The following is an 11583-nucleotide window of genomic DNA, read 5'->3' as shown; positions in this document are numbered from 1 at the left end:
GGAAGGAAAGTACGGATCGCAGATCTCTTGGCAGTCGGGGGACAGCCGGTTCATCAAGGATGACGGCAAGGTGTTCCGTCCAAAATACGGTCTCGGCACACGGACCGTTCCGCTGATTGCGACGTTCCGCTATGGAGAAAGCGTAAAGGAACAAGTGTATCACGTGACCATTTTGGAAGAAGAAAATAACATCAAAGTTTCCCGGATTTATCCCATATCCCCGAGAGCTGAACTCGGTAAAAAAGGTTTATTTGCCTTCCGTCGCGGTGGTTGAAACCGAGGAGCATGAGGTCATAACCCATGCTGTGGCTTGGGAAAGCGGGGAAGAACGCTTGTTTCAAGAAACCGGACCTGCAGCCGCACGAGGCTTTCTCAAGGATACGGAAATTCCGGTCACTGCGGAAATTTTGGTTCAAGCCAAAGTGGAGCAGGAAAAGATGGATCCGCTTCCGACTGTAAAAAGCTTTTCTCCAAGCACAGTCCGGCTTGGCGGCGACACAGCCTTTCAGGCAGCCCAAAACCGAAGCCTGGCATTTCTGAAATCCGTCAATGACGATCAGATGCTGTATAATTTCCGGGCTGCTGCCGGATTGGATACGAAGGGTGCCCCGGAAATGCTCGGCTGGGATTCGCCGGATTGTTTGCTCAGAGGACATACGACAGGGCATTATCTGTCCGCCCTGGCACTCGGCTATGCCGCAACAGGGGATGAAGACATCAAGAAAAAGGCGGACTATATGATCGCCTCGTTAGAGGAATGCCAGCAGGCTTTTTCAACACAACCCGGTTATCATGAGGGATTCCTGAGTGGTTACTCCGAGGAGCAATTTGACCGCTTGGAATCATTTACGAGATATCCGGAAATTTGGGCACCTTATTATACGCTGCATAAAATCCTCGCCGGATTACTTGACGTGCACCGTCATCTGGGCAGCGACACCGCACTCGGGATCGCCGACCGTCTCGGCGACTGGGTATATCACCGATTAGGCAGGCTGCCCAACCAAGTGCTGAAAACGATGTGGAGCATGTACATCGCCGGCGAGTTCGGCGGCATGAACGATTCGCTTGCAGAGCTGTACCAATTGACGCGTAAATCAAGCCATCTGGCGGCGGCTAAATGGTTTGACAACGACCGGCTGTTCGTTCCAATGCAGGAGCGCATTGATGCGCTCGGCGGGCTTCACGCCAATCAGCATATACCGCAGGTTATCGGTGCCCTGAACATTTTCCGGGCTACCGGCGAGAAGAAATATTATGAGATCGCCCATTTCTTTTGGCATGCGGTGACGAACGCCCACATCTATTCGATCGGAGGAACGGGTGAAGGCGAAATGTTTCGGCAGGCAGGCAAGATCGGGGAATACCTCAGCGATAAAACCGCTGAAACCTGCGCCTCCTATAATATGTTAAAGCTGACAAAGGAATTGTTCGGTTATGAACCTGCGGCGAAATATATGGATTATTACGAACGGACGATGTTTAATCATATCCTGGCTTCGGGCGACAGCAAACCAACGGGAGGAAGCACGTACTTCATGCCGCTAGGGCCAGGAGGCAGAAAGTCATTCGATTCGACAAGCAACACCTGCTGCCATGGCACCGGCTTGGAAAATCATTTTAAGTATCCTGAAGCGATCATTTTTACAATGAGCAGTCGCTGTTCGTCAATCTCTTTGTGTCTTCCATCTTGAATTGGGAGGAGAAGGGGATAACCATTGCACTTTCTGCGCAAAAGCATGAACCAGGGGAGATTACACTGCGGTTACAGGGTGAAGGCAGGTTTATTTTGAAAATCCGCCGACCTCACTGGAGCCCGGAAGGCGGCATCGTGGAGATCAACGGCCGCCAGGTCGATTACATGCCAGGGCCAGACGGTTATTGGTCCCTGGATCGGGATTGGAAGGACGGCGATGAGATTCAATTGAGGCTCGACTGCCGGATTCGGCTTGAATCGGCTCCTGACCGGAAAGAATGCGTATCGCTTGCTTACGGGCCTTATATTTTGGCTGCGGTATCGGACTCGAAAGAATACCTGCGGCTTCCGCTTCAGGAAGGAGATCTGGACAGCCAATTCGTCAAGGAAACCGGACCGCAAGGGCTCCAATTCCGCTATATAAAGGACGACGTAACGTTTATTCCGCTGGCAGTTGTCCAGAAGGAGAGCTATCACGTTTACTTCTTGGCCGAAGATTCAACCATGGATCGGTGATAAAACAAAGTACGGCAAGTCACAATGGGAATTATAATCTGATTAATCGGATCAGATTAAAACCTTAACGCCGCCGGTAATATACCGGCGGCGTTAAATTTTCTATCCTATAGGTCGATGTCTGAATCCAAACGGCGAACCTGGCGGGAAGATAGCGTCCACATCGCCCCGAGTAGCAGTAGAATACCGCTTACGACGAAAATGAACCCAATCCAGGTCCCATTTTCTGAACCGATGATCCAGGCAAGCCAAGGGGACAGCTTCGCCCTAGTGAGGAGCCTTTCGAGCCATTGATCGGCCAGCGGCCCCGTAATAAGGAAGGACATGGGCGCCGTGACGGCACATAACTGGCCATATGCGGCAAATACTCGTCCTTGAAGGGAAAGAGGCGTTTTAAGCTGCAAAATGGAGTAAAACAAAGCCCCTGTCATCGCGAGTGGAAGCATAAGCAGAAATACGGCGGCTCCCAGCATGATGACATGAGTGCTCGTTCCGAGCAGAACAAACATCAAGGAGGTGAGGATTGAGCCGATGAAGATGAACCTGATTTTATACCGAAAATGTCCCCACCATACAGCAGCAGCTGCACCGGCCAAAGCACCGGCATTCATTGCTCCCAACAGCAAGGTCAAGGCGTCGCTGCTCCCCGTACGCTGCAGGAAAAAAGGGATCGCCAGCTCAAGCGGCCCGTTGAGAATAAAATTCCACCATCCAAAATACAGAAGCAGATAGAGAAGCGGTTTGTTTTTCCACAAAAATCGGAAACCTTGGAAGGCATCGTTCCATATGCGAACTTCCTCGAGCGGTCTCTCTTCGTGCTTTATTTCAGGCAGCGGGAGAAAAGCGACCACGCCGGTTCCTACCAGGAAGGTGAGCAGATCCGCCGCCAAGATGATGCTAATTCCATACGGTTCGTAGAGTAAACCAGTTAACGAAGGGGCGATCACCCCTGCAAGCGGAAAGAGCAGTTCTTTCATGGCATTCATGCGATCCAGCTCTTCATCCCTCACCATAAGCGGGATCATGGCAGAGGTTGCCGTGCTCTGCAGCGCCACAAACAATCCTTGCACGGCAGCAATGCCATAGACCGGCCACAGCGTAGAATGGATATTCATGAGGCAGATCACGAGCAGCAGAGTACAGACCGCCTGGCCTGTATCTCCGGCAATAATGGCCGTTTTGCGCTTCCAACGGTCAGCGGCGATGCCGATCCAGCCGCCCAAGAACAAGAGGGGAAGCTCATTGAAAAGTGCCAGCAGCAGCAATGGAGTCGATTGACCCGTTTCATGGAATAATTTTATCCGGATTTTCCATCCGTGCTGCCTATACTGGCTGCGAATCAGAGCCGTCATATCGTTCTGGTAGGAAATAATGCGGATTCCAGCAAGACGCAGCATGAATTGCAGCAAATGAGCCGGACCGATAAACAGGTCGCCTTTGGTTTTCAGCTTAGCGCAGGCCGGAGGGAAAACGGACGCATCGTCTGCATCCGCGCAGGCGGGCAAATGGTACTGGGCGGGATTGACGGGTCGGTTTCTTTTCGGTCATTGCTGGAAAAAGCATTCGAAAGCACCAAATACAAGCTGGTGTTTCACGAGGATATGGACGCTTGGCTAAAGAGCCACATCGTTCCAATTTTGGCGATGAATGCTGCCTTGTTTGCCAAAGGCGGAAGGCTGCAAGAAATAGCCAGGGATAAAGATACACGTACCCAGATCATTGCGGCGATCGATGAAGGCTTCAGTGTGCTTGAAGCCTTGGGATATACGATTACGCCTTCTGGTCAAGCGGCATTTTTTCGCAACCATAAACGGACGGCCAGCCTGGCGCTGAAAATTTACCACAGCGTGCCGGTAGCCCGATTGGTGGACGGATCTTTCGAGGAAATCGCCGCCTTCTTCGAAGCGTTCGCCGATTGGAAGCGTAAGGCGGGCGTGCCTACTCCCCGGTTTGACGATCTCGAAAAACAGTTTTTTAGCAGTAATAAAGCCGAGAGCCGCTAGGCAACGATTCTGTTAACCCAAATCCGCCCCCCCATAAATTTACCAAATGGGAGAATGAGCAATCGGTGAGAAACGTGCTCCCGGGATCACTGATATAATGCATTTAATTACAACGCTTTTATGGGAGGTTGTTATTGATATGGGTGAAATCATTCTTACCATGCAGGTCTCGCTGGATGGCATTGTGTCGGACGAGCATCTGTGGATGACGCTGAGCGAGGAAATTCTCAAAGATTATCTGGACTATTACCAGACGATCGACACGATTATCGTCGGCAGAAACTCGTACGCCTCATTAGCCGAATACTGGCAGCAGGCGGAGAACTCATCCGATGCATTGGAGCAGGCCATTGCCAAAAAGATGAACGACATTCCTAAACTGGTGGTATCGCATTCCGATGTGGAACTAACCTGGAGAAACTCGGAATTACTGCTGGTGAAAGACGAGCACTCCCTTGCTGAAGAACTCCAAGCCCGTAAGAAAGCCGTACAGCGGATTTCAGTGGAAAGCGGCGTGAAGACGTGGCAAACCTTTATCGAGCATGGGCTTTACGACAAATTATGGCTGCTGGTTCATCCGGTCGTTGCCTCACAAGGCGAGCAATTATTCGCTTTGGCTGGACAGCGGCAATCGCTGCAGTTGACACAAACCAAAACCTATTCCAACGGAGTCGTTGGATTACAGTATAAAATGGAACATCTTTAATGAATAGGCAGAAAATCCGCAGTTTCCTTTTCAGGCCGAGTTCCAATCGTGCCTTTTTCAGCTGATTTTCACAAACGCGGCAGGCACATCGATCAAGCGGATTAAATTGATGAGGTACATCCTATATGAAACAAAAAAACAACAACCCTGCTATAAAGCATTCGGGTTGTTGTTTTTTTTAGGTGTCGGCCGCGGCAAGGCTACAGCTTTTTGACCGATTCGCGTATGACAAGCTGAGTGGACAACAAGATCTTTTTGTAACTGTTGGGCGTTTCACTGCTGCTGTTCTCGAACAGAAGCTTTGCCCCCTCGTAGCCAAGTTCTTCAAAATTCTGCTTCACGGTGCTCAGCGATACCTTGGCGTATTTGGCGCTTTCGATGTCGTCGAAGCCCATGATGGATACTTGCTCGGGAATTTTGATTCCCCGTTGGGTTAGCTGCCCGATCATCTCGAGCGCCCGCCGGTCGTTCACGCAGAAGAGTGCGGTCAGCTCACCTTGTTGAATTTGTCTGCATAGCTTCGTATAGTCCAAATCCCGCTCCAGGTATAACAGTTCGTCAGCCGGGGCAAGGGAGGCATGTGTCATGGCATTCCGGTACCCGTTGAACCGGTCAACCTCGGTGCTCAAATGAAAATCATAAGCCGCAAATCCGATTTTCCGATGACCTTGGGCAATCAAATACTCCACAGCTTCGTATGCGCCGTCGTGGTTGTTGCACGTAATGCAATTGACGGGATAACCTGCAGGAATACGATCAAGCATGACAAAGGGAATCGACTGTCGGCGAATCTCGTTCAGATATCCCTTAGCCAACTCCGGATGCGCGGAATAAATAAGCAGTCCCCGGTTCTCGGATTGGATCAGCTTTTGAATGACCTCACGTTCCTGTTCCACGTCGTTTTCCACAAATTCAATGATGAGCCTGCAGTCCTGCTGGTTTACGAACGACTGAATCCCTTTAATGATCTGCATATACGAAGCGTCATACATTTCGTTGCCGGAAATCATAAATGTGACGTAACTGGATGTTTTATGTACAGAAACAGCGGGATCGGCGACAAAGCTCCCTTTTCCCCGAATGCGGTAAATGACCCCTTCATTGACCAGCTCCGCCAGCGCCTTTCGCACCGTGATCGAGCTGACGTCAAGCAGTTTGGAAAACTCGGATTCGCTCGGGATTCGGTCATGGGTGCCAAGCTCTTTATTTTCTATTTGCAAAAGCACATAATCCTTCACTAACTGGTACTTGGGCAATGTTGAGTCATTCTTGCTCATGTAGGTTCACCTCTTATAGACATATCCCTAATTATATCGTACATCGGGGTAAAATATATGGTTCTGCACTGCAAGGCTTGAAACAAGTTGCTACAGATACCGCATGCATGCTGATATCCCAACATTCCTTGTAGGTCCGGCCCGTAATTCTTATAATATGGTTACATAAGTTTAAGGATTTACTTTAAGGAAAGGACCGTCCATGGACAAAAACTATACACCGAAGCAGATGGCCACGAGACTTCATGTCAGCACCACTACCTTGCGGAGATATGAAGAACTCGATTTGGTGCCGGATGTACCTCGCACGGCCAGTAATCGGAGATATTACACACCGCTGCATGTACAAGCTTTCATTGCTTTACGTGCCTTAATCAAAGGATTTGAAATACCGGTCAGTTACGATGTCATGAGTTTGCTTAAAAAAGGGCATGTTGAACAGGCGCTCTGGAAAATCAATCTCCATCAATACCATATTCAAGTAGAGAAACAACGCGTGGAAGAAATCATGGGCCTGATCCAGAAAACCGATTTTTCCAAGTACAGAAATATACATGTAACGGAAGAAATGAAAATCGGAGAAGTGGCCGCGATCGCCGGTGTGAACTCCTCCGCTATCCGGCATTGGGAAAAGGAGGGGCTTATTCGCTCCAAAAGGAACCCGGAAAACGGGTATCGGGTCTTTACGTCAGGAGAATTAAAGAAGATCATCGTACTGAGCAGTCTAAGGAAAACCGTCTATTTTATTGAAAATATGAAGCAGCTGCTTGCCGCTTTAGAGACTTCTGATCTCGCTGCGATTGAACGCTCTTTCAAGGTGGCTCTGCAAAAGCTGAATGAGCAATTGAAACTCCAAATGAACGGCATATCCGAAATGATGAGATACATTGAGCTCCATTCCTTCTTCTTCGAAGAGAAATAGGCAAGAATTGAATAGGTATGTTCTAACGATGCCCAACCACCTTTTCCTATAATGAGTACATAAGGTCGGGCACGGGAGAAACGGCACGGCCAATACATTCTAAAGGAGAGAAACGGATATGAGTTTGAATGGAAAAGTTGCCATCGTTACTGGAGCATCGAGAGGGATCGGGAGACAAATTGCGTTACAATTGGCAGATGCCGGCGCGAAGGTCGTCGTGAATTACTCCTCCAATGAGGCAAAAGCGGTTGAGGTGGTACAGGCGATTGAGCAGGCCGGCGGTGAAGCGGCTGCCATCCGCGCCAATGTAGGCCGTTTGAATGAAGTCGAAGCGCTGTTTACGGAGACGCTGGAGCGGTTTGGACGCCTGGACATTCTGGTCAACAATGCCGGGATCATGGGGGTAGTACCGATCGCTGAAGTGACGGAAGACATGTACGACCAGCATTTCGATATCAACGTGAAAGGAACATTCTTCGCCTGCCAGCAAGCGAACTTGCATATGGCGCAAGGCGGGACGATCATCAATTTTTCAACTTCGATTGCAGGAGCCATGCTCCCAGGTTACAGTATTTACGCGGCAACCAAGGGTGCCGTAGAGCAGATAACCCGTCAATTGGCCAAAGAATTCGGCCCTAAAGGAATCACGATTAACACCATTGCCCCGGGACAAGTAGCAACTGATCTGTTCTTGAACGGAAAATCCGAGGAACTGATCGATTCCTACCGCCGTATGAACGCCTTCGGTCGACTTGGAGAAGTGGAGGACATTGCGAATGCGGTCGAGCTGCTGGTCAGTGACAAAGCACGGTGGATAACGGGTCAGACCATTCGGGTTAACGGTGGTTTCAACTGAACAATGATGAGTCATCCGCGCAAGCGGATGGACTTGGCGATTAAAGCTTCCGGCTGCGGGAGCTTTTTTCCTTGTTTGGCTATATAGATTGAACTAAAGTTTTGAATTTATTTTCCTTTTTTAACGGCAAAATAGAGGTCTATGAAACACATTTCTTTAGTTCATTCTATCTTTAATCATTTTTTATCTTGTCACAAAGGAATATAGAGCATAACATTTTTGTGAAGCGGCTGATATGCTGCATGCTGTCTATTACCTAATCCCAAAGTGGCATCGCTCGATGAGCAGCGACTGCTTCCTGCGTTCGAAGCGGCCGCCGAGATGAAAATCCCGATCGTGAACGTCGGTCCAGGGGGCAAGATGAATGTCGAGGAAGACCTCGCCGCATCGATCGATAAGCTGGCCAGTATGTCTGAGAAGGCAGCGTCATTTGGCGTAACGCTGTGTGTCAAAGCCCATGTAGGCAACGCGATCCACAATACGCCGACAACGCTGCGGGCCATGGACGCTATTCCATCTCCGGCGTTCGGCATTGACATGGACCCGAGCCATATTCACCGTGCCGGCGAGCAAGCCGAGGAGGCGCTTCCTGCCGTGTTAAATCGAGTAAAACACATCCATATCCGTGACTGCCTGGGGAAGGAGCAAGGTCCTGGTCCAATCGAGCTGCAGGCGTGCGGAAGAGGAGACATCGATTTGTACGGGTACTGCAAAGCCATGGTCGACGGCGGGTATGACGGCCCGGTCGTGTTAGAGGTCATCGGCGCTTCACCGGAGCACTCGCTGGCGCAGGTATCCATCGTTGCGGCTGAATCATACGGCTACTTGAACGCGATCCTCAAGAACTTGGGTGCGCGATAAATCCATATTTTGTAAGGAGTGAACTCAATCGACATGAGCAACCGTAAGCGTAAGAATGAGCCTAAGCGTAAGCCAAACGTCATTATTTTCGGCATCGACAGCCTTCGGCGCGATCATATGAGCTCCTATGGTTACGAAAAGCTGACGACCCCATATATCGACCGCGTAGCGAAGGATGGCGTCCTGTTCGAGAAGCATTTCAGTCCCAGCATTCCGACCACTCCGGCCTACGCGTCTATGCTGACCGGAATGGACGTATTCGGAACGGACGTCGTGGCACTCCGCCATGAAGGACCATTAGGCGATCATGTGCAGACTCTGGCTGAAACGCTGGGCGATCATGGTTATAACACGACTTGTATCGGTTTTACCGGCAATCCGTCCTCGCGCGGATTCAATACGTATCTGGATTACGAGGCTTGGCTGCCCGATGAAACAGGACGAACGCCGAAAGCACAAAATTTGAACGAAGTGGCCGTACCGGAGCTGGAACGTCTGGCAGCGGACAACAAACCGTTTTTCCTCTTTTTGCGGCATATGGATCCGCATTCGCCTTATTTGCCGCCCTCGCCGTATGAACGGATGTTTTACGGCAGTGACGAAAAAGATCCCGGCAACCGCTCCATGGAACCGGTCTACGCTTTCAAACCGTTTGCCGATTTTTTGAAATCCTGGATTCCGGAAGGCGTCACCGACCAGGAATACGTCACTGCGCAGTATGACGGGGCTGTCGCTTACATGGATGCCTGCATTCAAACCATCTTCGCCAAGATCAGCGCGATGGGCCTGGAGGATGACACGCTTTTGATCATCACCGCCGATCATGGTGAGACGCTGTATGAGCACGACTGTTATTTCGACCATCATGGGATGTACGACTGCACGCTGGTCGTCCCGCTCATCATCAAGTTTCCTGGCCGCGTGCCGGCCGGTAAGCGGGTATCCGACGTCACGGTCATTTCGGACGTGATGCCTACGGTTCTGGATCTCCTGGAAATTCCGGTGGAGACGAAGTTCGACGGGCGCAGTCTGCGAAAAACGATCGTAGGCGAGGAGCGGAACCGGATCAGCGAATTTTATATTACCGAGTGCACTTGGATGCGCAAGCATGGCTGGCGCACACCGGAATGGAAGCTGATCCGGGCGCTTGAACCGGACTTCCATTTCAAGCCTGAGGTGGAGCTGTATAATCTCATTCTCGATCCCGAAGAAAATCATAATGTCGCGGAGCAGGAGCCGGATGTCGTTGCGCTGCTTACGAAACGGATGGAGGATCACATCGCCAGGAGAGAGCAGGAGACCCAAAAAGTCAACCCGATCTATACCAATCTGAATTGGCATGGAACAGGCAAGAAATTCACCTCGTCACAGGAAGTGTATGAATCCCTTCACATCGGGTCCATCAATAAGGCGCGTTCGCTGCAGGCGAAGGAAAAGGCGGAATCCCGATGATCAGAGTTGCTGTCGTCGGTGTGAATAATATTGGCAAGATTCACTGCCGCGCTTACAAGCAGCACCCGGATACGGAGCTTGTCGCCGTATGCGACCTTATGCCGGACCGCGCTGAAGCGGCTGGATTGGAGCATGGTGTTCCTTACTACACGGATCTGCGTGAACTTCTCGCCGCAGAGTCTGTGGATATGGTGGCCGTGGCGACGGCGGGAGTCGAGAAAGGGAGCCATCATTTCGAGCCTGCCGTTATCGCGATCGAAGCAGGAAAAGACGTGCTCGTCGAGAAACCAATATCGAACCGGATCGAAGAGGCCCACAGCATGGTCGCCTTGGCCCGGGAAAAAGGCGTAAGGCTTGCCTGCAACCTGAATCACCGATTTACGCCTGCCGCGTACAAGGCTAAGGAGCTCATCGAACAAGGGAAGCTCGGTACCATGCTGTATATGAACATGCGGCTTACCATTTCGAACCGGCAGGAGGATACGGAGTGGCTGCACATGCGTGCGCTGCATCCGCATTCCATCGACGTCATGCGCTATTTCGCCGGCGACGTGAAGCGGGTGCAGGCATTCATGACGAAAGCGCCGGGGCGGAATTCGTGGTCGACCGTTTCCGTCAACATGGAGTTCGCTTCAGGAGCGGTCGGTCATCTAACCGGCAGTTACGACGCCTCCATGCGCCACCCGATCGAGTTCTGTGAAGCGGCCGGCACCACAGGCCGGATCGTCATCGACAACGTCTATGAGAGCATGACGTATTATCCGCATCAATCGGATGAACTTATAGTGCTTCGCAATCCATTGTTCGGCGGGATGCAGGGTTTTGATGACACGTTCAAGCACCGGATCAACCGCTTTATCGAACAGATCAAGGGAGGAGCTTCCCCCGAAGACATCGAGGCTTCCGGCTCGGATGCGCTCGCCGCACAGGAAGTCATCGAAGCGGCTATCCGATCGCATCAGTCCGGCGGAATACCCGTAGATGTGCCGACCAGCCCATAAGCAGGAGGTACTTAAGGATGAATATAAGGCAAGAAGAGAAAGGAACGGTATTATGGTTTACCGGCCTTTCGGGCGCCGGCAAAACGACGACGGCCCGTTATGTGGCGAATGAGCTGCTGCAGCAGGGAGTCCGCGCTGAGCTGTTGGACGGCGACGAGCTGCGGGAAACGATTTGCAAAGGCCTTGGGTTCAGCCGTGAGGAGCGGTTTGAGAACATTAAAAGAATCGCCTACGTCTCTAAGCTCCTTGCCCGTAACGGAGTCCATGTGCTCGTATCCGCCATCACGCCATAT

The 11583-nt window shown here is 51.1% G+C and carries 13 protein-coding genes; 11 read left to right on the top strand and 2 right to left on the bottom strand.

Features of this window, described 5'->3' with window-relative positions:
- The 3 genes from CPT76_RS37245 to CPT76_RS42030 form a co-directional block, all read left to right on the top strand.
- Positions 1 to 274: immunoglobulin-like domain-containing protein (locus CPT76_RS37245; RefSeq protein WP_374954638.1), on the top strand; the 274-nt coding region annotated here is incomplete at its 5' end.
- Positions 275 to 332: 58 nt separating this feature from the next.
- Positions 333 to 1694 (top strand): beta-L-arabinofuranosidase domain-containing protein, encoded by a 1362-nt coding sequence (locus CPT76_RS10970; protein ID WP_181152792.1) that lies wholly within the window; start codon positions 333 to 335, stop codon positions 1692 to 1694.
- Positions 1679 to 2212 (top strand): glycoside hydrolase family protein, encoded by a 534-nt coding sequence (locus tag CPT76_RS42030; RefSeq protein ID WP_181152791.1) that lies wholly within the window; start codon positions 1679 to 1681, stop codon positions 2210 to 2212. Before CPT76_RS10970 ends, CPT76_RS42030 begins: the two co-directional genes overlap by 16 nt.
- A gap of 107 nt (positions 2213 to 2319) precedes the next feature.
- Here the strand turns inward: CPT76_RS42030 and CPT76_RS10960 are convergent, their stop codons facing one another.
- Positions 2320 to 3441, bottom strand: coding sequence for an MFS transporter (locus CPT76_RS10960; RefSeq protein ID WP_181152790.1), 1122 nt, complete (start codon positions 3439 to 3441; stop codon positions 2320 to 2322).
- An 87-nt stretch (positions 3442 to 3528) separates the two neighbouring features.
- Here CPT76_RS10960 and CPT76_RS10955 point away from each other — a divergent pair, with 87 nt between their 5' ends.
- On the top strand, positions 3529 to 4215 hold the full coding sequence (locus CPT76_RS10955) for a ketopantoate reductase family protein (RefSeq protein WP_181152789.1): 687 nt from the start codon (positions 3529 to 3531) through the stop codon (positions 4213 to 4215).
- Between the two features lie 139 nt (positions 4216 to 4354).
- Positions 4355 to 4921: a dihydrofolate reductase family protein gene (locus CPT76_RS10950; RefSeq protein ID WP_105442942.1), complete on the top strand. Its 567-nt coding sequence runs from the start codon at positions 4355 to 4357 to the stop codon at positions 4919 to 4921.
- A 200-nt stretch (positions 4922 to 5121) separates the two neighbouring features.
- On the opposite strand, the gene CPT76_RS10945 is transcribed toward CPT76_RS10950, so the two are convergent.
- The gene (locus tag CPT76_RS10945) at positions 5122 to 6198 is read right to left on the bottom strand and encodes a GntR family transcriptional regulator (protein WP_105442941.1); all 1077 of its coding nucleotides are present in this window, start codon (positions 6196 to 6198) and stop codon (positions 5122 to 5124) included.
- A 202-nt stretch (positions 6199 to 6400) separates the two neighbouring features.
- Here CPT76_RS10945 and CPT76_RS10940 point away from each other — a divergent pair, with 202 nt between their 5' ends.
- The 6 genes from CPT76_RS10940 to CPT76_RS10915 all read left to right on the top strand — a co-directional run.
- Positions 6401 to 7120, top strand: a complete 720-nt coding sequence (locus CPT76_RS10940) for a MerR family DNA-binding transcriptional regulator (protein ID WP_105442940.1) — start codon at positions 6401 to 6403, stop codon at positions 7118 to 7120.
- A 118-nt stretch (positions 7121 to 7238) separates the two neighbouring features.
- Positions 7239 to 7976, top strand: coding sequence for an SDR family oxidoreductase (locus tag CPT76_RS10935; RefSeq protein ID WP_105442939.1), 738 nt, complete (start codon positions 7239 to 7241; stop codon positions 7974 to 7976).
- Positions 7977 to 8243: 267 nt separating this feature from the next.
- Positions 8244 to 8837 (top strand): sugar phosphate isomerase/epimerase family protein, encoded by a 594-nt coding sequence (locus CPT76_RS10930; RefSeq protein WP_258168295.1) that lies wholly within the window; start codon positions 8244 to 8246, stop codon positions 8835 to 8837.
- A gap of 33 nt (positions 8838 to 8870) precedes the next feature.
- The gene (locus CPT76_RS10925; protein ID WP_105442938.1) at positions 8871 to 10289 is read left to right on the top strand and encodes a sulfatase family protein; all 1419 of its coding nucleotides are present in this window, start codon (positions 8871 to 8873) and stop codon (positions 10287 to 10289) included.
- Positions 10286 to 11290: a Gfo/Idh/MocA family protein gene (locus CPT76_RS10920; protein ID WP_105442937.1), complete on the top strand. Its 1005-nt coding sequence runs from the start codon at positions 10286 to 10288 to the stop codon at positions 11288 to 11290. Before CPT76_RS10925 ends, CPT76_RS10920 begins: the two co-directional genes overlap by 4 nt.
- A 17-nt stretch (positions 11291 to 11307) precedes the next feature.
- A partial coding sequence (locus CPT76_RS10915; protein ID WP_146116291.1) for an adenylyl-sulfate kinase occupies positions 11308 to 11583 on the top strand: 276 nt, incomplete at its 3' end.

Origin of the sequence: Paenibacillus sp. AR247 (assembly GCF_002968895.1) — a bacterium.
Lineage (GTDB): Bacteria > Bacillota > Bacilli > Paenibacillales > Paenibacillaceae > Paenibacillus_AQ > Paenibacillus_AQ favisporus.
This window is presented reverse-complemented; position numbering and strand designations above follow the sequence as displayed.